This window comes from Olsenella profusa DSM 13989, assembly GCF_030811115.1.
Lineage (GTDB): Bacteria > Actinomycetota > Coriobacteriia > Coriobacteriales > Atopobiaceae > Olsenella_F > Olsenella_F profusa.
Genome location: NZ_JAUSQK010000001.1, coordinates 57,230 through 79,857, shown reverse-complemented (window position 1 = coordinate 79,857; position 22,628 = coordinate 57,230). Strand labels below are relative to the sequence as shown.

General features: G+C 61.4%; 15 protein-coding genes. 13 read left to right on the top strand and 2 right to left on the bottom strand.

Going from position 1 to position 22,628, the window contains the following annotated elements; genetic code table 11:
- Window positions 1-25: 25 nt before the first annotated feature.
- Together J2S71_RS00320 and J2S71_RS00315 are read left to right on the top strand one after the other, a co-directional pair.
- Entirely contained in the window at window positions 26-676 is a 651-nt protein-coding gene (locus J2S71_RS00320) for a dihydroxyacetone kinase family protein (RefSeq protein ID WP_307388034.1), read from the top strand.
- A gap of 82 nt (window positions 677-758) precedes the next feature.
- Window positions 759-2,471, top strand: coding sequence for a dihydroxyacetone kinase family protein (locus tag J2S71_RS00315; RefSeq protein ID WP_307388032.1), 1,713 nt, complete (start codon window positions 759-761; stop codon window positions 2,469-2,471).
- 113 nt (window positions 2,472-2,584) lie between these two features.
- Here J2S71_RS00315 and J2S71_RS00310 read toward each other — a convergent pair whose 3' ends face one another.
- Window positions 2,585-3,208, bottom strand: coding sequence for a histidine phosphatase family protein (locus tag J2S71_RS00310; RefSeq protein ID WP_307388031.1), 624 nt, complete (start codon window positions 3,206-3,208; stop codon window positions 2,585-2,587).
- A 475-nt stretch (window positions 3,209-3,683) separates the two neighbouring features.
- Here J2S71_RS00310 and nifJ point away from each other — a divergent pair, with 475 nt between their 5' ends.
- From nifJ to arcC (J2S71_RS00275), 7 genes are all read left to right on the top strand, one after another.
- Window positions 3,684-7,241, top strand: a complete 3,558-nt coding sequence (nifJ, locus tag J2S71_RS00305; RefSeq protein WP_307388029.1) for a pyruvate:ferredoxin (flavodoxin) oxidoreductase — start codon at window positions 3,684-3,686, stop codon at window positions 7,239-7,241.
- A 276-nt stretch (window positions 7,242-7,517) separates the two neighbouring features.
- Window positions 7,518-8,900, top strand: coding sequence for an MATE family efflux transporter (locus J2S71_RS00300; protein WP_307388028.1), 1,383 nt, complete (start codon window positions 7,518-7,520; stop codon window positions 8,898-8,900).
- 164 nt (window positions 8,901-9,064) lie between these two features.
- Window positions 9,065-10,459, top strand: a complete 1,395-nt coding sequence (locus tag J2S71_RS00295) for an MATE family efflux transporter (RefSeq protein ID WP_307388027.1) — start codon at window positions 9,065-9,067, stop codon at window positions 10,457-10,459.
- 67 nt (window positions 10,460-10,526) lie between these two features.
- Window positions 10,527-12,152: an amidohydrolase gene (locus J2S71_RS00290; protein WP_307388026.1), complete on the top strand. Its 1,626-nt coding sequence runs from the start codon at window positions 10,527-10,529 to the stop codon at window positions 12,150-12,152.
- Between the two features lie 181 nt (window positions 12,153-12,333).
- On the top strand, window positions 12,334-13,326 hold the full coding sequence (locus tag J2S71_RS00285) for a helix-turn-helix transcriptional regulator (RefSeq protein ID WP_307388025.1): 993 nt from the start codon (window positions 12,334-12,336) through the stop codon (window positions 13,324-13,326).
- A 295-nt stretch (window positions 13,327-13,621) separates the two neighbouring features.
- Window positions 13,622-14,590: a carbamate kinase gene (gene arcC / locus J2S71_RS00280; protein WP_307388024.1), complete on the top strand. Its 969-nt coding sequence runs from the start codon at window positions 13,622-13,624 to the stop codon at window positions 14,588-14,590.
- Between the two features lie 16 nt (window positions 14,591-14,606).
- Complete coding sequence (gene arcC / locus J2S71_RS00275) at window positions 14,607-15,575, top strand: carbamate kinase (protein ID WP_307388022.1); 969 nt, start codon at window positions 14,607-14,609, stop codon at window positions 15,573-15,575.
- A 72-nt stretch (window positions 15,576-15,647) separates the two neighbouring features.
- Here the strand turns inward: arcC (J2S71_RS00275) and J2S71_RS00270 are convergent, their stop codons facing one another.
- Window positions 15,648-16,631 carry a helix-turn-helix domain-containing protein gene (locus J2S71_RS00270; protein WP_307388021.1) on the bottom strand — a complete coding sequence of 328 codons (984 nt, stop codon included), beginning with the start codon at window positions 16,629-16,631 and terminating at the stop codon, window positions 15,648-15,650.
- A 267-nt stretch (window positions 16,632-16,898) separates the two neighbouring features.
- Between J2S71_RS00270 and ptcA the strand changes: the two genes are divergently transcribed.
- The 4 genes from ptcA to J2S71_RS00250 all read left to right on the top strand — a co-directional run bounded on the left by ptcA (window position 16,899) and on the right by J2S71_RS00250 (window position 22,448).
- On the top strand, window positions 16,899-17,957 hold the full coding sequence (ptcA, locus tag J2S71_RS00265) for a putrescine carbamoyltransferase (RefSeq protein ID WP_307388020.1): 1,059 nt from the start codon (window positions 16,899-16,901) through the stop codon (window positions 17,955-17,957).
- 116 nt (window positions 17,958-18,073) lie between these two features.
- Complete coding sequence (locus tag J2S71_RS00260) at window positions 18,074-19,510, top strand: APC family permease (protein ID WP_307388019.1); 1,437 nt, start codon at window positions 18,074-18,076, stop codon at window positions 19,508-19,510.
- A gap of 94 nt (window positions 19,511-19,604) precedes the next feature.
- Complete coding sequence (locus tag J2S71_RS00255; protein WP_307388017.1) at window positions 19,605-20,819, top strand: agmatine deiminase family protein; 1,215 nt, start codon at window positions 19,605-19,607, stop codon at window positions 20,817-20,819.
- 219 nt (window positions 20,820-21,038) lie between these two features.
- Window positions 21,039-22,448 carry an ATP-binding protein gene (locus tag J2S71_RS00250; protein ID WP_307388016.1) on the top strand — a complete coding sequence of 470 codons (1,410 nt, stop codon included), beginning with the start codon at window positions 21,039-21,041 and terminating at the stop codon, window positions 22,446-22,448.
- Window positions 22,449-22,628 lie beyond the last annotated feature (180 nt).

Here is a 22,628-nt window from a genome sequence, read left to right as displayed (position 1 = left end):
GCACTGAGCTTGGAGGGCTTGAGTGATGGATAAGCTTACGATTGAAAACATTCCGCAGATGTTTGACTATGTCGGCATCCTCTTTGCCGAGAAAAGAGACGAGCTTTGCGCGATGGATGCTGTCATGGGTGACGGTGACCTCGGTCTCACGATGAGCAAGGGCTATGGTGCTCTTCCTGCCTTCCTGCGTGACCTTACGGGAGAGGGTGACATCGGCAAGATGATGCTCAAGGGTGCCATGAAGATGCAGAACACCGTACCCTCTACCATGGGAACTCTGATGTCTTCGGGCATCATGGAGGCTGGCAAGGCATTCAGGGGCAAGACCGAGCTTGTCCCTGCTGACATGGTCACGTACGTAACCCAGTTTGCCATCGGCATCAGGAAGCGTGGCAAATGCGAGCTTGGCGACCGCACCATCCTAGATTCCGTCGATGCGGGGGCGAAGCGGGCAGCTGCCTTGGTTGAGTCCGATGCCTCGGCCAGTTTCCTAGATGTTTTGACCGCCGCCGTCGAAGGTGCCGAAGAGGGCTGTGAGGCCACTAAGGGTATGCTCCCGAAGTTCGGCAAGGCGGCCGTCCATTCAGCCAAGGCCAAGGGTATCGTCGACCAGGGTGCCCTTGCAGGCAAGTACATGCTTGAGGGCCTGAAGAACTACTTCGCCGACCAACAGTAGCGTACCAACCCTAGCGGCGTAGGTGGGATAGCGTCTCCCTGTGCCGTTCTACCGCTTCTCAGCCAGTCGAAAGGAGACTCGCATGCTCTACAACGATCCCAAGACCTTCCGCGAGGACATGCTCAGGGGTTATGTCGCTGCGTATCCTGACTATGTCGTCGAGGTCCCCGGTGGGGTCGCCCGTGCGACCAAGATGCCCGAAGGCAAGATCGCCGTCATCAACGGTGGTGGTTCCGGCCACTATCCCGCGTTCTGCGGCATCGTGGGCGATGGCTTCATGGACGGGACCGTGGTGGGCAACGTGTTCACCTCTCCTTCCACCGAGGACGTCCTGGGGGTCGCTCGCTCCGTCGACAACGGTAGGGGCATCTTCATCGTCGGCGGTAACTATGCGGGCGACAAGATGAACTTCAACATGGCCCGCGACCGCCTTGTTGGGGAGGGCGTCGATTGCCGCTCCTTCTACATCACCGATGACGTCGCGGCCGCCAAGGCCGAAGAGAAGGAGAAGCGTCGCGGCAACGTGGGCACCTTCATGGTCTTCAAGGCCGCCGGTGCCGCTGCGGCAGCCGGCGTCTCGTTCGACGACCTCGTCCGCATCACCGAGAAGGCCAACGAGCGCACGCGCACCATGTCCATGGGCTTCCGTGGCTGCACGCTGCCTGGCGAGGCGGCACCGCTGTTCCACGTTCCCGAGGGCAAGATGGAGATCGGCCAGGGTATCCACGGGGAGCCTGGCGTAGGCGAGGATGACCTGAGGCCTGCCGCCGAGGTTGCCCGGATCCTGGTCGACCGCGTCCTGGCCGAGGCGCCTGCCGACGACTCGAAGCGCATCGCCGTCATCCTGGATGGCCTGGGCTCCACCAAGTACGAGGAGCTCTTCGTGGTCTGGGGTACCGTGCGCGGGCTCCTCGAGGACAGGGGCTACACGCTGGTCGAGCCGCTGGTGGGCGAATACGTGACATCCCTCGACATGGAGGGTATCGCCCTTGCCGTCGAGTTTCTGGACGATGAGCTCGAGACCTTTTGGAGCGCCCCCTGTGACACCGCCTCGTTCCGCAAGGGCGCAAGCTCCATGGCTGCTGGCGAGCGCAAGGTCTATGCCGAGTCTGTCGAGGCTGCCGAGACCTTCGAGGAGGGCTCCGAGGCCTCGAACGCCGCAGCGGACTGCATCGTCGACGCGTTCGCGCGCATGCAGGCCGCCATTGTCGATGCCGAGGACGACCTTGCCAGGATAGATGGCGTCGCCGGTGATGGTGACCACGGCCGTGGCATGGTGAAGGGCTCCACCTTCGCCGCCGACGCCGCCAAGGCCGCGCGCGAAAGGGGCGCTGCCGCAGGTTCCGTGCTCGAGGAGGCTGGCAGGGCCTGGGCAGCCAAGGCCGGTGGCACCTCTGGCGTCCTGTGGGGCTCTGCCCTCGAGGCTGCCGGCGAGGTCGTGGGTGACCAGGCCGAGTCCTACGACGCAAGTCTGGCCGCAAAGGCCGTCAAGGCCGCCTACGAGAGGATGCTCTCCCTAGGTGGTGCCCATCGTGGCGACAAGACCATGCTCGATGTGTTGATTCCGTTTGGCGAGGAGCTTGAGGCGCAGGCCGTCGAGGGCAGGTCCCTCAGGGACGCCTGGTCTGTGGCTGCCGAGGTTGCGCAGAAGTCGGCTGAGGAGACCGCGGACCTGGTCCCGAAGGTCGGCCGCGCCCGTCCCGCAGCCGAGCGGAGCCTGGGCACGCCCGACGCAGGTGCCGTCTCCATGGCCCTCTGCATAAGGGCCGTCCTAGGCTTAGGCCGTTCTGCCTGACAATGCGCGCGTGACGAGGATCGCGTGCATGCGTCTCGAAATCGTGTGCACGCCGGGCCCGGCCGACAGCAGACCGACGGGGCATTGGACTGGGCCATCCGGCCCACCTCGACCTACCTCGCATTAACCTCCACGGGAGTCGAGTACTCGATGGCGGGGGTTCCGTTGTCGACATCGATGACGGTGTAGCCGCAGTTGGCCTGCTTGACGCTCCAGAAGTCCTTGAGAGGTATGTCAAACAGGCATCCCATGATGGCGCAGTTGATCCCGCCGTGTCCCGCCACCAGGATGCCGTCGTGTCGTTCCGCCTCCGGCAGGAGCACCTCGTCTATGAAGCTGCGTGCGCGGGCGTAGACGTCCTCGAAGGTCTCCCCGCCAATGGGCGCGCGGTAGCGTTCGGGGTGGCACTCGTAGTTATATGCCTGTGAGGTGAGCCGAAACCAGGGTGTCCGGCGATAGCTGGTGCTTTCGAGGAGACCGTAGCCATGCTCGATCAGGCGCTCGTCCTTGATTATGGGTATGTCGCGGTCTTCGAGGGCGAGCTGTGCCGTCTTGAGCGAACGTCCCAGGGGACTGGCGTAGCAGACGTCAAGCGGAAATGGAGAGATCTGCCTTGCAAGGCCCCTTGCCTGTCGGACTCCCACGTCGTTGAGGGGAATGTTGACCTGACCCTGCATCATCTTCCTGGCGTTCCAGTAGGTGAGCCCATGGCGAATGAGTATGACCTTGCATCCCATAAGTCCTCCGTGGCGACGTTGCCCGTCCCGATTCTACTCATCATCGCACTTGCGATTGCGTGTCTGGGGCACAAGGTCGAGTATGAGGCCGGCGCTCGTGGCGCAGCGGATTGTCGACTCAGTCGAGGAGCTGCGCCTCCAGCTGGAGACATCCTGCAGTACCTCAAGGGGGCGAAGCGAACTGTCGCCCTTGCCGACTACGGGATGCGGGACATGCACCGCGGTTGCAACCTGATGCAGCTGGATTGATGGGGCGCCTACGCCTACGTCTCTAGGGATTCTCGGTGGCTCCGCCCCACAGGCTATGGCCACCGCACGGCGACCAGCCCTGCGATGACGTCCCGTTGCGGTACTATTGAGGTGGCGGGGACGCGCCCTGCGGGGACACAAGGGAGCCGGCGCGGCCCACGCTTGTCTATAGGTATCAGCCGTAGACAGACGCCTACGGACCGTATCGCTTTTCTAAGGAGAGGATATGGCGAGAAAGTTCAAGTCCATGGATGGCAACGAGGCCGCAGGCTGGGTCTCGTATGCGTTCACCGAGGTGGCGGGCATCTATCCCATCACCCCGTCAAGTCCCATGGCAGACCACGTCGACCAGTGGGCCGCGCAGGGTGTCAAGAACGTCTTTGGCAACCCCGTCAAGATCGTCGAGATGGAGTCCGAGGGCGGCGCCTCCGGCACCGTGCACGGCTCCCTCGGTGCCGGTGCCCTCACCACCACCTACACGGCGTCACAGGGCCTGCTCCTCATGATCCCCAACATGTACAAGATCGCCGCCGAGGGCCTGCCCGGCGTCTTCCACGTGTCCGCGCGCACCGTGGCCACGCAGTCGCTCAACATCTTCGGCGACCACTCCGACGTCATGGCCTGCCGTCAGACCGGCTTCGCCATGCTCGCCGAGGGCAACGTGCAGGAGGTCATGGACCTCTCGCCCGTGGCGCACCTGGCGGCCCTCGCCGGCAGCACGCCGTTCCTCAACTTCTTCGACGGCTTCCGCACCTCGCACGAGATCCAGAAGGTTGCCACCTGGGACTTCGATGATCTCGCCGACATGGTGGACACCGAGGCCCTCCAGAGGTTCCGCGACCACGCACTCAATCCCGAGCATCCCAGCGCCCGCGGCTCCCATGAGAACGGCGACATCTTCTTCCAGCACCGCGAGGCCTGCAACGCCCGCTACACGGCACTGCCCGCCATCGTGCAGTCCTACATGGACAAGGTCAATGCCAAGCTGGGCACCGACTATCACCTGTTTGACTACTACGGTGCCGATGACGCCGATCGCGTCGTCGTCTGCATGGGCTCCTTCTGTGACACGCTCGAGGAGGTTGTCGACTACCTCAACGCCCACGGCGAGAGGGTCGGCCTCGTCAAGGTGCGCCTGTACCGCCCCTGGTCCGTGGAGGACTTCATGGCGGCGCTGCCCAAGACGGTCAAGAAGGTCGCCGTGCTCGACCGCACCAAGGAGCCCGGCTCCATCGGTGAGCCCCTCTACCAGGACGTCGTGAGCTCTCTGTTCGAGTCCGGCGCGTCCGACCTCACCGTCACCGGCGGCCGCTACGGCCTCGGCTCCAAGGACGAGCCGCCCGCGGCAGCCTTCTCCGTGTTCGAGGAGCTCAAGAAGGATGCCCCCAAGCGCGAGTTCACCATCGGCATCGTGGACGACCTCACCAACCTGTCGCTGCCCATGGATCCCGATGCCCCCAACACCTCTGCCCCCGGCACCATCGAGTGCAAGTTCTGGGGTCTTGGTGGCGACGGCACGGTGGGCGCCAACAAGAACTCGATCAAGATCATCGGCGACCACACGGACAAGTACGTCCAGGCCTACTTCCAGTATGACTCCAAGAAGACGGGTGGCGTCACGATCTCGCACCTGCGCTTCGGTGACTCTCCCATCCGCTCGCCCTACTATGTGGCCAAGGCCGACTTCGTGGCCTGCCACAACCCCAGCTACATCATCAAGGGCTTCGCCATGGCCCGCGACCTCAAGCCGGGCGGCACCTTCCTGGTCAACTGCCAGTGGTCCGACGAGGAGTTCGCCAACCACCTGCCGGCGGTCGCCAAGCGCTACATCGCCAAGAACGGCATCAACGTCTACCTGATCGACGCCATCGGCCTCGCCGCCAAGGTGGGCATGGGCAAGCGCACCAACACGGTGCTGCAGTCCGCGTTCTTCGCGCTGGCCAAGGTGCTTCCCGCCGAGGAGGCCATCCAGTACATGAAGGATGCCGCCGAGAAGTCCTACGCCAAGAAGGGCCAGGCCATCGTCGAGTCCAACTGGAAGGCCATCGATGCCGGCGCCACCGCGTTCCACAAGTTCGAGGTGCCTGCCGACTGGGCAACGGCCGAGGACAAGCCCAAGGTGCCCGACCTCAAGGGTCGCGACGCCATCGTCAGGCAGGTGAGGGAGCTGCTTGGTCCCATCAACCTCATGGAGGGCGACAGCCTGCCCGTCTCCGTCTTCAAGGACAACCCGGACGGCCAGTGGGAGCTGGGTGCCTCCGCGTACGAGAAGCGCGGCACGGCGGTCATGGTGCCCCGTTGGAACCCGGACCTCTGCATCCAGTGCAACAGCTGCGCCTACGTGTGCCCGCACGCCACGATCCGCCCGGTTGCGATGACCCCCGAGGAGGCCACCGCGGCGCCCGCTGCCATGAAGACCACGGAGCTCAAGGTCCCCAAGGGCACGGGCTACACCTTCACCATCGCCGTCTCCCCGCTGGACTGCATGGGTTGCTACAACTGCCTCACCGCGTGTCCCAAGAGCACGCAGGCCGACGGCGGTGCGCTCACCATGGTTCCGCAGGAGGAAGAGGCCGCGCAGGCTGAGGTCTGGGACTACGCAGTCAACGAGGTCTCCGAGAAGAAGGACCTCATCAGCGACAAGAACGTCAAGGGCAGCCAGTTCCACAAGCCGCTGCTCGAGTTCTCCGGCTCCTGCGCCGGCTGCGCCGAGACCAGCTACGCGCGTCTCGTGACCCAGCTCTTCGGTGACCGCATGTACATCTCCAACGCCACCGGCTGCTCCTCCATCTGGGGCAACCCCGCGGCCACCGCGCCCTACACCGTGAACGCCGAGGGCCACGGTCCCGCGTGGAACAACTCCCTCTTCGAGGACAACGCCGAGCACGGCCTGGGTCTGTTCCTGGGCTATGAGGCCGAGCAGAACAGGCTTGCCACCGCTACCCAGCAGCTCATCGATTCCGGCAACGTGAGCGACTCCCTCAAGGAGGCCGCCCAGGCCTGGCTGGATGGCCGCAACCAGAGCGGCGTCTCCCAGAACGTCTCCGCCGCCTATGTCCAAGCGCTCCAGGAGGACGGCTCCGACGCTGCCAAGTCCATCCTGGCCGACAGGTCCTACCTCTCCAAGAAGTCCTTCTGGATCTTCGGCGGCGACGGCTGGGCCTATGACATCGGCTTTGGTGGTCTCGACCACGTCCTGGCGTCTAACAACGACGTCAACGTCTTCGTGTTCGACACCGAGGTCTACTCCAACACCGGCGGCCAGGCCTCCAAGGCGTCCAACCTCGGTCAGGTGGCCCAGTTCGCGGCGTCCGGCAAGACGACCAAGAAGAAGTCCCTCGCCGAGATCGCGATGTCCTATGGTTACGTCTACGTCACCCAGGTTGCGATGGGTGCCAACATGCCCCAGACGCTCAAGGCCATCGCCGAGGCCGAGGCCTACGACGGCCCGTCCCTCATCATCGGCTACAGCCCCTGCGAGATGCACTCCATCAAGAAGGGTGGCATGATCCACTGCCAGGAGGAGATGAAGAAGGCCGTCGAGTGCGGCTACTGGAACCTCTTCCGCTTCAACCCCGAGGCCGCGGAGGGCAAGAAGTTCACGCTGGACTCCAAGGAGCCGAAGGGCGGCTACCGCGACTTCCTCATGAACGAGGCCCGCTACGCCAGCCTCACCCAGAGCTTCCCCGATCGCGCCGAGGAGCTCTTCGCCGAGAGCGAGCAGGCGGCCATGGATCGCTACCAGCACCTCCTCAAGCTGAAGGCCATGTACGCCGACGCGTAAGGCTCACACAGTACTCCTGTCTCAAACCACGTACGGCTGAGGCGTCCACATCAGGTGGGCGCCTCTTTTTTGCGACGCCAACGGCGTCTCCTGTCTCCCCGAGGCTCGGATGGTACCACCTATCACAGACGCAAAAACACGGGCAAGTGGGTCCGCGTGTCAGCCGAGGCGCACCACATGCCGAAAGCAGGCTGGCATAAACCCGAATAAACCTTAGCGGGGGTGGACAGAGCCGTATGTTTTGGGGAACGTCGAATACAAGTAAGTGGGGGTCACATGGGCGATGTGGTCGAAGCAGGACGCGCCAAAGAGGGGCGCGAGCTTGGTACGCTGCCAATAGGCAAGCTGTTTGTGAAGTACAGCCTCATCTCGTTGTCCGGTATGGTGGCCCAGATAGTCATGGTCATACTCGAGGGAATCATCATGGGATACGGGCTCGGGTCCCATGGCCTTGCGTGTGTCAGCATCATCATCTCGGTCGAGTTCCTCAACCTGGCCACGGGAGGTGCCCTGGGCATCGGCATTTCCGCGCTTGTTGGCACCCGCTTTGGCGCGGGCGATGACAACGGTGCGCAGAGGGCCTTTGGCCAGGGCTTTTGGCTTACGGTCTATGTTGCCGCAGGGATGACGGTGGCCATTGAGCTCCTCTCTCCCCATCTCGTCCATCTGCTGGGGGCAACGGATGACATCTATGCCGATGCACTCCTTGGCGTCAGGTGCTTTGTGGCGTTCTTCCCGTTCACGATTGTCGGACAGGTTACCAATGCGGTCCTTCGTGTGGATGAGAAGCCCCAGGTGGCAGCCAATCTGCAGATTCTGTCATCGGTGGTCGCCATCGTCATCCTGGCACTTACTGTGCTCGTGCTTGGGTGGGGTGTCACCGGCGCAGGCATCTACTTTGGGTTCACCATCGGGCTTTGGGCGCTCGGGGTGAGGCATTTTCTCCCCGGTGGCACCTCGGTGCTGCGAATCCGCCGCGAGGACATGAGGCTGGGTGCCAAGGTCGTTGGCGGCGTCCTCAAGATTGGCCTCCCATACTTCGTGCTGCAGGTCGCGAGTTCCGCCTACACGATGGTCGTGAACAACCGCCTTGGGGTGCTGGGAAGCTCGATGGATATCGCGGCGTTCGCCATCGTCAACGGATACATCGTCTACGTGCTCATGCTAGTGGTCATGGCATTCGGCTTCGCCATGCAGGCCATCAGCTCGTTCAACATCGGCGCTAGGCGCTATGATCGCCTCTCTGAGCTCCTTGTGAAGGGGGCCCTCATCCAGACGGCGTTCATGGTGGTGGCGTCGGCCCTCGTCTGCCTGTTCCCCGAGGCGGCCTGCCAGCTGTTCGCCCTCGACGACCCTGTACTGGCGGAGGCTTCCGCCACCCCCGTCCGCATCGTCGTCTCCCTGTGCGCCCTTGGATACCTCGGGCAGCTTCTCTCCAGCTACTTCGAGTGCATAGGCGCCATAGTCAAGTCCGTTGTCTGCGGGTGCGCCCTCTACCTCATGTTCACCATACCGCTCATCTATGTGCTGGGTCCCGTCATGGGCGTCGAGGGGGTGTGGTTTGCTCAGCCCGTGGCAAACCTCCTCACGGGCGTGCTGGTGCTGGTGCTCATGCTTTGCGAGCTGCGGAGGTTCAGGGAGCTTCGAGGCCTGGGGTAGGGCAAGATGGGCAGGTGAACGCTTTGTAATCACCATTAAACCCTCGCTTGGCGTACGGTAAACCCGTTGGATACTGCTCAAGCTCGAGACCTTGGCTGCACAATGTGACTCAAGGACCGGCGACATGGCACCTGAAGAAGCATATGGGCCAAACTGGAGGGAACATGGCAGAGGAAGCGACTCAAGCCGCAGAGCAGTCTGCTGAGGACCTTGAGCTACTCAGCGCACCTGTCAAGAAGACGTTCAACAAGTACGCGCTCGTCACCATGCAGGGCATGCTCGCCCAGGTGATCATGGTCGTTCTTGAGGGCGTCATCATGGGCATCGGCCTTGGCGCGCATGGGCTCGCCTGCGTCTCGATCATCATGTCCGTCGAGTACATCAACCTATCGTTTGGTAACCTCTTCGGTACCGGCATTCCCACCGTCATCGGCAACCGCCTTGGCGCTGGAGACACCACGGCCGCTAAGCACGTCTTTGGCCAGGGCTTCTGGTTCACCACCTATGTTGCTCTCATCGTCGCCATCGTCTTCGAGGTCTTCCCCGAGCCGCTTGCCATCTTCTTCGGGGCCACCGAGGACATCCTGATCGACTCCGTCCTCGGCATCCGGGCCTTTGGCGTCCTTCTCGTCTTCACCATCATGGGCCAAATGCTCACCGGCGTCTTGCGCGTCATCGGCAAGCCGCAGGAATCCGCCAACCTCATGACCATCTCGGCCGTCATCGCCATCATCTGGCTTGCCGTCTCGGTCCTGGTGCTTGACCTGGGAACCATCGGTGCGGGCATCTACTATGGCCTCTCTATCGGCATTTGGGCCGCAGGTCTCATCTACTTTGTTGGCCCTAAGGCTGAATACAGGATTACCACCGACGAGATGGTGCCCGACCTCGTCGTTTATGGTGAGATTTTCAAGATTGGCTTCCCCTTCTTCCTGACGCAGGCCGGTACCTTCATCTACAACACCGTGGCCAACAACCTGCTCGGCAACCTTGGTGGCGAGAACGGCTCCAGCTACATCGGCGCCTTCGCCGTCATCAACGGCTACATCGTCTACATCATCATGATGTTCGTGAACGCCTTCTCCTACGGTCTGCAGCCCCTTGCTTCCGTCAACAACGGCGCCAAGAGCTATGGCCGTCTCAAGGAGGCTCTCAACTGGTCGGTCATCGTCCAGGTCGTCGTCACGGCGGTCCTTTCGGTCGCGGTTTTCGCCCTCGGTGCCCCCATCTCCAGCTTCTTCGACGGCGGTGACCCTGTCCTGACCCAGATCTCTGCCCAGGCGCTGAGGATCTTCATCCTCGCTGCCTGCCTCGGCTTCATGGCCACCATGGTCAGCTCCTACCTCCAGGCGGTCGAGAAGATTTTTTTCGCGACGGTTGTCTCGCTGCTGCGCTATGTCATTCTCGCTTGCCCGATCATGACCCTCGTCGGCAACATGGTAGGCAATGCCGATGGCGTCTGGTATGGCCTCCTCATCACCGACATCGCCTGTGGTGCCATCTGCCTTGCGATCGTGGCCGTCGAGAACAGGCGCCTCGCCACCCTCTCATCTGCCTAGGAAGTCCCTCGGGCCCATGCCTGGTCCTTCCTGGTGTGGGTCCCTCTGGCAAGGAAGGAGTATCTTCATGTTCGCAGAGCTGGTCGTAAGGTCCGACAACGTCTTCACCGGCACCGGCATGCCCCCCTTCAAGGGTGGTGTCGCCATTGCGGATGGCAAGATCCTGACGTGTGGTGACGAGCGTCACCTCGCCCCCTTCATCGGAACGGACACCGAGGTCCGCGAGTTTGGCGACAAGCTCGTCATGCCCGGCATCATTGACTCTCACACCCACTTCGCGCAGGGTTCGATGACGACCGACGCCGACTTCTGCGTCAACCTCATCGACTGCACGAGCTTCGAGCAGTGCATGGAACGTGTCGTGGCCTTCGCGGACGCTCATCCCGACAACGAGTGGATTCTCGGCGTCCAGGTCATCCAGTTCCAGTGGGCCACACCCGAGATGCCGACTGCGGCTATGATCGACGCCTACATCGCCGATCGGCCGGTCTTTCTCCAGCAGGTGGATCTCCATACCTTCAGCGTCAACACCCGCGCCCTGGAGAAGATGGGTATCACCCGAGACGTCCAGGACCCCTCGGGCGGCAGGTTCCTCCGCGACGAGAATGGTGACCTCACCGGCGTCCTCTCCAACAACGCCGCCGGTGTCTTCATGGAGGCCATCTACAACCCGCCCCTGGAGCGTGCGCGGGAGTCGTTTGAGAAGACCGTCAGATACGCCAACAGGTGCGGCATCACCTCGGTTGGTGCCGTGCACCCCACCTTCGTGAGTCTCAAGAACCCCTACGCCGTCTTTGCGGACATGTGCCGTGAGGGCAACTTCCCCCTGCGCGTCTTCATGTACACTGACCTCTTCGACCTGGAGACCAAGACGCTCGACCAGATCAGGGCGGAGTACGACTTTCCCGACACCACCATCGAATGGCGTGGCCTCAAGCAGTTCCTCGATGGCGTCTGCTCCGACCACACCGCCTGGATGATCGAGCCCTACGCCAACGATCCCTCGACCACGGGCGAGCCCGCCGAAGATCCCGAGCGCGTTCGCAAGAACATCCTTGAGGCCTGCAAGCAAGGGGTGCCCGTCCGTCTCCATGCGATAGGAGACAGGGCCATACGTCACGTGCTCGACTGCTTCGAGGAGGGGGAGAGGCTCTACGGCAGGCAGGGCCTGCGCCACTGCATCGAGCACAACGAGACCATCCAGCCCGAGGACCTGCTGCGCTACGCCCGCCTGGGCGTGAGCCCTGCCATGCAGCCGTGGCACATGCTTCTCGACATGGCCGACCTTGCCAAGGACGCAGCCGTCGGCCCCGAGCGTGCCGCCCTCTCCTGGCCGCTTCACAGCCTTGCGGCCTCGGGGGCCAACGTGCACCTTGGTTCCGACTTTCCCGTCGTGGGCATCGACCCCACCGAGGAGATCTACGGTGCCGTCTACCGCATGCTCGAGGATCAGTCCAACCCTGATGGCTGGTTCCCCGAAGAGCGGATAACGATGGCGGAGGCCTTGAGGGGCTATACCTATGGCTCGGCGTACGCCATGGGTGTCGAGGATCGTCTGGGCACCCTGTCTGCCGGTAAGCTGGCCGACATCACCGTCCTCGACCATAACCTCTTCGATTGCACTCCTGCCGAGGTGCTTGAGACCAAGGCCGCACTTACTATCATCGGTGGCGAGGTCGTCTACGAGGCCTAGGGGTCGAAGTTGAACAGATGGGCGATTGCCTTTTTTGGGGGGTGCGGACGGTGATGGCCGTCCGCACCTTGTCTCGATCGTGTGGCAGGAACGCCAACTTGCCGAACGACCCGCCAGCGCGCGGCTCCGCCAACGTATCATCGGTGCTTGCATCGACGCGAGGAGTAAGGAGGGGTAGGGTTTGAGTCTGGCATGGTATCTGTTCTCCATCGCTGTCCTCGTGGCGGATGTCGTCTCGTGCTCAATGAGCCTCATGGCCTGGACGCTGACCGGTCGCAGGCAGTGGCTCGTCTCGGCCGCGGCGTTCGTGGCGCATGCCTTCGAGCAGGCGATTATCTTCTTCAGTGAGTACACGGGTGACAAACCCTATCTTGACGACTATTTCAAGCAGGGACTCTCCTACATACCCTTGTCGATTGTCCTGTGCGTTGCCCTCGTCACCCTCTGGTGGATCTGGGTCTGCATGCGGGTGTATGCGCCGCTCGGCACGCGTCGCATCGTCGCCTTCGTGGTCGTGGTCACGGTCGCCCTGGTGGTGGCCGCACCCAGCAGCGCCAATGGTGACGTCACGCACAACCTGCTCTACTGGGGCGGCAGGGACCTTCTCCTCATCGGGGCCCTCGTCTATGGTCATTGGTGGTACGCGAGACGTGCGAGCGACATCGAGAGAAGCGACATCGAGCGTAGCGCAGGTAGGCTCAGGACCATCTTCGTCATGATGTGCGTCATGCTCCTCGAGGACGTCTTCTTCATAGCGGTCTTCCGCCCTCACGTTGCTGCGGACTCCCTGTGGCATGCCTTCTTCTGGCATCTCACACAGCGTAACATATCCGAGTGTGTGATTGTCTTCACCTGCGCATACTTCCTCGTCACGAATGTCAGGGAGCTTGCCAAGGTCTTCTCGCGCCACCCTGCGGAGAACAAGATCGAGATGCGGGAACATGCAATCGCCGACTCGATTGACACGCGCCTGCCGCGCTACTGCGACGAGCATGGGATGAGCGAGCGTGAGAAGGAGGTTCTCCGCCTCGTCCTGCAGGACAGGAGCTCTCAGCAGATCGCCAGCGAGCTCTACATATCGCTTGGCACGGTCAAGGCACATCTGCACCGCATTTACACCAAGGCCGGCGTAGGTACCCGCAAGGACCTCGTCACCTCCTTCTGGCGATTCTAGGCCCAAAAGGAGCAACTTCCGGTCGTCCTCGCGCCAGAGTGAGTATCCGAGGGGTCCCATAAACCAAAATCCCCATCCCTGCCGCCCCAGTTTAGCATGGATGGATAAGCATATATAGCTCTATAAATATATATATTAGGCATAAAATTATAAAAATATAGCTAAATATGGAAATCTACCACAATCGGCGAAACTTCGACCGCTGACCCTGGTTGTGCAGTTTTCCCTTGCCGGGCAATACCATCGACTCATATCGTGCGTTCCAAGTCACGCGGTACGGACCAAGGAGAGTCATATGGCTGCAGAGTTCCCAGGTAGGTGCAGGCGCGTCGTCATCGCCCTTGGTGGCAACGCCCTTGGCGACACGCCCAAGGAGCAGATCGAGCGCGTCCGGCATGCCACCCCCGCCCTTCTCGACGTGATTGACGAGAACACTGAGATCATCATCACCCATGGCAACGGCCCTCAGGTCGGTATGATCCAGAAGGCTTTTGCCATCTCCTCGACCAAGGATCCCAAGGTCCCCGTCATGGACCTCCCGGAGTGTGGTGCCATGAGCCAGGGCTACATTGGCTATCACCTGCAGCAGGCCCTCGGTGCCCAGATGCACAAGACCAACATGAAGTATCACGCTGCCACGGTCGTCACCCAGATTGAGGTCGATGCCGACGATCCCTCCTTCCAGGCTCCGACCAAGCCTATCGGCCCCTTCCTCACCAAGGAGCAGGCAGAATCCCAGGCCGCCCAGGATCCCTCCTTCAAGTTCGTCGAGGACTCCGGCCGGGGATACCGCCGCGTTGTTGCCTCGCCACGTCCCCGCAAGATTGTGGAGTCCGAGTCCATCCTCAACCTTCTCGACAACGACTTCATCGTCATCGCCTGTGGTGGCGGTGGCATCCCCGTCATCCGCGACACGGACAACTACGGCTGCTACAAGGGCGTCCCCGCCGTCATCGACAAGGACATGGCAGGCGCCCTTCTCGGAGAGGACTGCGACGCCGACATGCTTGTCCTCCTGACTGCGGTCGACCATGTGGCGATTAACTTCGGTAAACCTGATCAGCAGGACCTCATCGACATCACCGTCTCCGAGGCCCACTCCTATGCCGATGAGGGCCAGTTCGGCAAGGGTTCCATGGAGCCTAAGGTGCGCGCGGCGATTCGCTTCTGCGAGGGCCGCCCCGACCGCGTGGCCATTATCGGCTCGCTCAAAAAGGCCCCCGAGGCTGTTCGTGGCCTCTCCGGCACCCGTATCCACTACTAGGCCCAGGGAGAAGAGCATGCCTGTCACTGACAAGAGCACCAGTTTCAAGCGCGTGGTCATCTCCCTCGGAGGTCTTGCCCTCGACAACGCGCTCGATCGCCAACTCACCCGTATGCGTGAGATAGCTCCCGCGCTGCTCAGGGCAATCAACAACGACATGGAGGTCATCATCACCCACGGCAACGGCCACCAGATCAACATGATCCAGCGGGCTTTCTCCGTTGCTGCCTCGGAGGACCCCAAGGTTCCCGTCGCCGACCTCCCTGAGTGCGGCGCCATGACCGAGAGCTACATCGGCTACCACCTGCAGCAAGCCCTCGGTGCCGAGATGCACAAGGGTGACAAGAAATGGCACGTTGCCACCGTCGTCACCCAGATCGAGGTGGAACCCGATGATCCCTCACTCGCCAACCCCTCCAAGGGTGTGGGTCCTCACCTCACCAAGGACCAGAGGGATGCTCAGGCCAAGCAGCACCCCGACTTCAGGTTCGCGAAGGACGAGCGTGGCTACCGTCGCACCGTGGCCTCGCCGCGTCCCCGCAAGATTGTGGAGTCCGAGTCCATCCTCAACCTTCTCGACAACGACTTCATTGTCATCGCCTGTGGTGGCGGTGGCATCCCCGTCATCCGCGACTCCGATGACTACGGCTGCTACAAGGGTATCCCAGCTGTCATCGAGAAGGACTACGCCGCCGAGCTCCTTGGCGACAACTGCGATGCCGACGTTCTCGTCTTCCTCTCCGACGTCGACCACGTCTACAAAAACTTTGGCAGGAAGAACCAGGAGGCCATCGGTGACATCAGTGTGTCCAAACTCCACAGGCTCGCCGATGCGGGTCAGTTTGGGAAAGACACCATGGAACCCAAGGTCCGCTCGGCGCTGCGCTTCCTCGAGTGTCGCCCGGACCGGGAGTGCTACATTGGCCTTCTTGACGACATCGAGGACGTCATCCAGGGCAGGAACTGCACCCGTATCCACTACTAGCTAGATGAAAGCTGCACCAAAGGTACCACGTACCTTTGGTGCAGCTTTCGACAGACGTGTGGGGCGGTATCCCTAGTGCTGCCAGAACGATTTCTTGAGCTCGTCGCGCGAGCCCGTGTGGGTCTTCCTCATGATGTTGTGCACGTGCGTCTTCACGGTGCCTTCGGAAAGGTAGAGCTCCTGCGCGATGCTGCGGTTGTTCTTGCCCTCGAGGACCATGGCGCAGATCTCGCACTCCCGGTTTGAGAGCCCGTGCTCGCTCGCGTAGCCCAGAAGCTGCTCGTCGATGTGGGACTTGAGGTCATCCTTGCCAGTGGCGTCAGGCCTGGCCTCGGGCGCCTTCTCCGCGCGGAGGTTCAACTGCTTGACGGCGTCTTTGGTGCAGATATATGCCACGTAGCACGCCATCACGTTCTCGCTGACGTTGCGTGCGGACAGGAACAGGAACATGGCCCAGCTGTCCGTGGTGCTGGGTATGGGCGCTACAAGGATGACCAACGAGTCTTCGACGAGGATAGCCGTGATGATGATCCACATGACGATCCAAGTCCTGCAATGGCGTGCCATGCGCGTCCGATAGACGTCATCGCAGGACCTGCGGTAGCGGAGGTACGCATAGACCTGTGTGAAGTAGAGGAAGGCCTGTCTCAGCGAGTAGTACGACCACTGGCGGCCTTTGCCGTAGGGCATGACTGCGATGACGAGGATGGCAAGGGCGACATATGCCACTGTGGGGACAAGGAGTGCCCGACGGTCGTGCTCGTCGATGACGTGAGCGACGATGAGCCAATAGCACAGGAGCACGCCCGTCGAGAGAAGGACCTTCAGCACGGGACTCTCGATGCCATAGTAAAAGGAGGGGTCTTGCTCGAGGCTGAGAATCATCCACTCGGAACCAAAGATGCCTACTGTGTCGAGGATGTAGAAGACGAAAAAGCCGATGCGTGCCAGGAGGGCGCGGCGGCGCGAGACGTAGTAGGCGGCAAGTGACAGGAATGCTGCGCAGGCGCAGACCAAGATCAATGCAATCGTATAGGCGAACATGACGCCACTCACTCGCTTGCCTCCCAAACAGCGGCACCGGTCTCGAACGCTCCCTGTCCCCTACCATAATAGGGTGATCGGGAGAAGCAAGGCGCACGCTATGCGGCCAAAATACCGATACGCAAGTTTAGCCGAGTTGTATTTCGACAAATGCCCGTTAAACCCAAATAAGCTGGATCTGTTCCCTGGAGTTCTGGATAGTGGGTGCACCAAGGCGTTTGAGGGGTGCAGGACGCACCCCACGCGATCCGGGCGATCCGGCAGGAAAGGAGTTGCGCCATGGCAATGGTCAAGGACTTCATTGATTCCAACGACTTTACCAAGGAGCAGATTCTCGCGATCGAGGATCTCGCCATCGCAATGAAGAAGGCCATCAAGCAGAATGGCTACTACCCCCATCTCCTACGCAACAAGTCCCTCGGCATGATCTTCCAGCAAGTCTCCACCCGTACCCGTCTCTCCTTCGAGACTGCCATGACCGATCTCGGCGGCCACGCCCAGTTCTACGGCCCCGGCACCATCCAGCTCGGCGGCCACGAGTCCCTCGGCGACACAGCCCGTGTCATGGGGTCCCTACTTGACATCATGATGGCCCGCGTCAACCGTCACAAGGACGTTCAGGGCCTGGCCGAGGGCTCTGCCGTCGCCGTCATCAACGGCATGTCCGAGTACAACCACCCAACCCAGGAGATTGGCGACCTTCTCACTATGCTCGAGAATGTCCCCGAGGGCAAACGCATCGAGGACTGCACCCTCGCTTTCATCGGCGACGCGACCCAGGTCTGCGTGTCCTTGATGTTCATCTGCTCCAAGATCGGCATGCACTTCGTCCAGTTCGGACCCAAGGGTCACCAGATCACCGACGGTGGCCTTCAGGTTGAGAACAAGGTTGACCTCCTTGCCATCGGCGAGGCCAACTGCAAGGAGTCCGGTGGCACCATCGTGATTTCTGATGACATCGAGTGCATCAAGGGTGCCGACTTCGTCTACACCGACGTCTGGTACGGCCTCTACGACGCCGAGGAGGGTGGCGAGTCCTACATGGATGTCTTCTATCCCAAGTACCAGGTCAACATGGACCTCATGAACTATGCCGGCCCCAACTCTAAGTTCATGCACTGTCTGCCCGCTACCCGCGGCGAGGAGGTAACCGACGAGGTTATGGATGACTCCGAGCGCTCGCTGTGCTGGGACGAGGCCGAGAACCGCAAGCATTCCATCCGTGCCCTTCTCGCCACCTTTGGCAAGCGCACCCCGCTCAACGACGAGGGCGTGGACTACTCCTCCAAAGAGGAGCTGCACGCCGCGCTCGCTCACATCGAGGCTCTTCAGGCCTAGGTGGATGGCGCATGGGGCTGGATAGAGCCTGAGGTGGCGTGCTCCCGGTGGGCCAGTGCCTCGGGGGAGGTTCTTATGCTGGGAGGGCCCAGCACCCGTAAAGGAAAGGAGCCGTCATGAGTGAGAGGAAGGGACTCTCGTTTCTCACCATCATCTCGACCGTCATCTGCGTCGTCTTTGTGTGCGAGGCAGCAGCGCCGGCCGCGGCCATCGGCAACCAGCAGTTCTTCTGGTGGATCTTCTTGATCGTCACCTTCCTGCTGCCCTATGGCCTCGCTGTCGCCGAGCTTGGTACCACCTACGATGGCGAGGGTGGCATCATCGACTGGATTCGTGACGGCCTTGGCGACAAGTGGGCCGCCCGCGCATCCTATTACTACTGGGTCAACTACCCGTTCTGGATTGCGTCGCTAGCAACCATGTTCCCCGACATCATCAACATGGCGTTTGGCATCGAGTTCAACCTCCTTGCCGCGATTGCCGTGGAGCTTGCCTTCACCTGGGTCGTTACCTTCATGGCCTTCTCCAAGGTATCCGACTCCCAGATCGTGCTCAATGGGGGCGCCATCATCAAGGTAGCCGTTGCCGTCATCGTTGGTGTCCTCGGCATCTGGTATGCCACCCAGCACGGCTTCGCGACTGACATGAGCCCTGCGACTTTCCTGCCCGACCTCTCCAACTTTGGGGCGTTGGGATACCTCTCGATCATCATCTTCAACTTCATGGGCTTCGAGGTCATCTGCACTATGACCGATGACATGAGGAATCCCAAGACTGAGATTCCCCGCGCTATCATCATAGGCGGCGCCACCATTGCCATCATCTACCTGTTCACAGGCTATGGCATCGGTGCGGCCATCCCTGCTGATCAGATCGACCCCGACTATGGCATGATTGTGGCAGTCCAGACCATGGTGGGCGACTCCGTCCTCTTCAAGGTCATCTGCGTGGCGTTCCTGATCACGCTCTTTGCCAACATGGCCTCATGGTCCTTTGGTGTGAACTCCGTCGCAGCCTACGCTGCCCAGACCGGCAACATGCCCAAGTGCTTTGGCAAGATGAACGAGAAGACCGGCATGCCCGATGGTGCCGCCATCACCAATGGCGTCGTTTCCTCGCTGATTCTCTGCATCCAGCTCATCCCCAATGAGTTCATCTCCAACAACATCTTCTGGATGCTCTTTGGCCTTTCCGTGGTCTTCCTGCTCCTGACTTACATCCCGATGTTCCCGGCGTTCATCAACCTCCGCAAGAACGACCCAAGCCGCAAGCGCGTCTTCGAGTTCCCCTTCAAGGACACCATGATGAAGGTGGCGTTGATCGTCCCCGCCGTGCTTCTCGTCCTCACCATCGTCGCGACCATCGTGCCGCTCAATGCCGGCGAGGTTGGCGATAAGGTTCCGATGCTCATTGGCTTCTTCGTCCTGCTTGCCATCGGCGAGGTCGTTCGCATCTGGTCTGCCCGCGACCGCAAGGAAGAGTACAAGGGCCTCACCCCTGAGCTTGCAGCGCGGCGTTTGGTCGAGGAGGCGGCCACAGAGGCGCAAGGGTAGTCGGCCCCGTTACCTCGAAGGCATTCTGTTCTTGGCTGTCCATAGGTTGGGGCGGAAGACATTCCCACCCCACACAAAAAGGAGGCAATATCCCATGCGCACCATCTACGAGTCCGACTCTACCCCCAAGTCCGATGGTTTCTACATGCCTGCGGAGTTCTCTCCCCAGAGGCGCGTCTGGATGGGTTGGCCGCACCGCACCGACACCTGGCAGAACGGCGCCAAGCCCGCACAGAGGCAGTATACCGCCATCGCCCGCGCTATTGCTGCGTTCACTCCAGTGTACATGTGCGCCAACCAGGTCGACTACGCCAACTGCAAGGCGGTCTTCGAGGAGGATGAGAACGTCACCGTCATCGAGATGACCACCGATGACGCCTGGTTCCGAGACACGGGGGCCACCTACGTCATCAACGACGAGGGCGAGGTCCGTGCCAACCACTGGCACTTCAATGCCTACGGCGGCATGGTCGACGGCCTCTACTTCCCCTGGGACAAGGACGAGCAGATTGCGCTCAAGATGGCCGAGCTCTCCGGCGTGCGTCGCTACCGTCCCGATGACATGATCCTAGAGGGCGGCTCCATCACCGTAGACGGCGAGGGCACGGTCATCGTCACCGACCAGTGCCTGCTCTCCCCAGGCCGCACCGCCTCTGCCGTGCGCGAGAGGGAGGAGGACCCTGATTCCATCTGGCCCACCTACCGGCTGAAGTTCGAGCCCTGGAGCGAGGAGCTTCGCGCGTACATGACCGAGCACCTCAAGGAGTATCTAGGTGTTGAGAAGGTCATATGGGTCAAGGAGGGCATCGATCCCGAGGAGACCAACGGCCACATCGATGATGTCGCCACATTCATCGCCCCTGGCGTCGTTGCCGTCATCTGGGCCGACGATCTCAGCTATCCATTCTACCGCCAGTGCCATGCCGCGTACGAGACCCTCTCCAATGCGACTGACGCCAAGGGCCGCAAGCTCAAGGTCTACAAGCTTCCGATGCCCGCTAAGCCGCTGTACATGAGCCAGGAGGCATGCGACACCATCGACATCGACGAGAACGCCGAGCCTCGCGTTGCCGATGAGCCGCTGATTGCTTCATACATGAACTACCTCGTTACCAATGGTGGCGTCATCACCCCACAGTACAGTGACGCCAATGACGCGCTCGCCGTCGAGACCCTGCAGAGGATTTATGACGAGACCTGGGGCGCAGGTGCCTACAAGGTCGTTGGCGTCCAGTCCGAGCAGATTGTCTACGGTGGTGGCAATGTCCACTGCATCACGCAGCAGGAGCCCGCTTCCAAGACCAAGTAGCTGCGCTCTGCGTCAGCCTTCAAGGGGTCTTACGTCCTTTCCTCCTTTCCGACGCGAGGCCCCTACTTTCTTTGCTCTGTGTTGGCCTGCGCGCTGCACGATAGGGAGGACTGCCCGCCCGAACGAATGGCACCTCTGATGAACCGTAGAAAGAAGTATTCGTGCTAGCATACTTGTTGCGATAAGTATTATTACAGTAAGTATGTTAGCAGGTGCGTGATGTTCGTCGGACGTGATGAAGAGCTGCGGATATTGCAGGAGCTGTACGACAAGGCACGGGGCGGCTTTCAGCTAGCGGTGGTCTATGGGCGTCGACGCGTGGGGAAGACCGCCTTGCTTGAGCGCTTCTCTGGCGATAAGCCGACGCTCTTCTTCACTGCCCAGATACAGTCCGACGTGGACAACCTTCGGGACTTCACGGCGGCAGTGGCGGCCCACGTTGGTCTGCCCGACTCCATGCCCTCGTTTGCCAGCTGGCGTGATGCGTTGCGCTTTGTCGCACAGGCGGCCAGAGGTGATCACCTGCTGCTCGTCTTTGACGAGTTTCCCTATGCTGCGGCGTCGGACGCGAGCCTGCCTTCTGCCCTCCAGGTGGCGATAGATCATGACTTCAAGGGGACCAACTGCCTCATGGTCCTGTGCGGCAGCGATCAGGGCTTTATGAAAAGCAAGGTCCTGGGCGAAAAGAGCCCCCTCTATGGCCGGCGCAGCGCTCAGCTCAAGCTCTTGCCCTTTGACTATCTCGATGCCGCGCGTATGATGCCTGCCTGCCCTCCACAGGAGCGGATGAGCTATTACGCAGGTCTTGGCGGCACACCCTACTATCTGGCGGCGTTGGACCCCACCAAGGGCTATGTGCAGAACATGACTGCGCTGTTCTTTGATCGTACCGGCTTGATGTTCGAGGAACCGTCCATGCTGCTGAGGCAGGAGCTGCGTGATCCTGCGGTGTACAGCTCGGTCATGCGGGCCCTCGCGAATGGCGCCACGCGCTCCAACCAGATCGCAGACCGTGCCTCAGTGTCGCCCTCGAGCATAACCGCCTACCTCAAGACGCTGATTGACCTGGGGATAGTGGAGCGGGTCGTGCCACACGGGGAACCATCCAAGAGCCGTCGCAGCATCTATCGCATAGCAGACCCAGCGTTCTCGTTCTGGTACCGATTTGTGGCGCCCTATGTCACGACGGTGGAGAACGGCCTTGGCTCTCAGGTGGCGGAGCGCCTGCTCTCGGGCAGTCGACGCCTCGAATACGAGGGGCATGTCTTCGAGCGGATCTGTCGCGAATGGGTGGTGAGACAGGCGCGAAAGGGTGCCTTGCCCCTCACGGTGACCAATGTCGGCTCGTGGTGGAGGACCGACCCCGTGGCACATGAGCAGGCTGATATCGACGTGGTCGCGTCCGATGAGATTGAGCATGATGTCCTGCTTGGCGAGTGCAAGTGGCGCAACTCGGTCAATGTGAGCGAAGCAGTGTCCGTGCTGCAGGCCAGGAGCAGCTTGATGGGGAGGTACCGCAGGCAGTGGCTCTATCTCTTCACGAAAGCCCGCGTTGGCGAGGACGTTGTCCAGCGGCGAACGTCTGATGACATACGCCTGGTATGCGCTGAGGACATGTACGACGGATAGCGGCTCGTTGGCAAGTTCCTGCTGTGCCCTGCGATGTTGGTGGTGCGCGTCGGCGAGGGAAGGACGGCGGTGGGCGCCGGCACAGACCTGCGAGATCCCCTGCACGTGTCCGCTCGATGCGGTACCCTGCGGAGACCGGGGTTCCTTTACGAGCCAAATGTGTCCAAGCCGTGCGGGCGA

Coding starts and splice junctions, on each gene's coding strand:
- J2S71_RS00320 (WP_307388034.1), top strand. CDS start 26: ATGGATAAGCTTACGATTGAAAACATTCCGCAGATGTTTGACTATGTC.
- J2S71_RS00315 (WP_307388032.1), top strand. CDS start 759: ATGCTCTACAACGATCCCAAGACCTTCCGCGAGGACATGCTCAGGGGT.
- J2S71_RS00310 (WP_307388031.1), bottom strand. CDS start 3,208: ATGGGATGCAAGGTCATACTCATTCGCCATGGGCTCACCTACTGGAAC.
- nifJ (WP_307388029.1), top strand. CDS start 3,684: ATGGCGAGAAAGTTCAAGTCCATGGATGGCAACGAGGCCGCAGGCTGG.
- J2S71_RS00300 (WP_307388028.1), top strand. CDS start 7,518: ATGGGCGATGTGGTCGAAGCAGGACGCGCCAAAGAGGGGCGCGAGCTT.
- J2S71_RS00295 (WP_307388027.1), top strand. CDS start 9,065: ATGGCAGAGGAAGCGACTCAAGCCGCAGAGCAGTCTGCTGAGGACCTT.
- J2S71_RS00290 (WP_307388026.1), top strand. CDS start 10,527: ATGTTCGCAGAGCTGGTCGTAAGGTCCGACAACGTCTTCACCGGCACC.
- arcC (WP_307388024.1), top strand. CDS start 13,622: ATGGCTGCAGAGTTCCCAGGTAGGTGCAGGCGCGTCGTCATCGCCCTT.
- arcC (WP_307388022.1), top strand. CDS start 14,607: ATGCCTGTCACTGACAAGAGCACCAGTTTCAAGCGCGTGGTCATCTCC.
- ptcA (WP_307388020.1), top strand. CDS start 16,899: ATGGCAATGGTCAAGGACTTCATTGATTCCAACGACTTTACCAAGGAG.
- J2S71_RS00260 (WP_307388019.1), top strand. CDS start 18,074: ATGAGTGAGAGGAAGGGACTCTCGTTTCTCACCATCATCTCGACCGTC.
- J2S71_RS00255 (WP_307388017.1), top strand. CDS start 19,605: ATGCGCACCATCTACGAGTCCGACTCTACCCCCAAGTCCGATGGTTTC.
- J2S71_RS00250 (WP_307388016.1), top strand. CDS start 21,039: ATGTTCGTCGGACGTGATGAAGAGCTGCGGATATTGCAGGAGCTGTAC.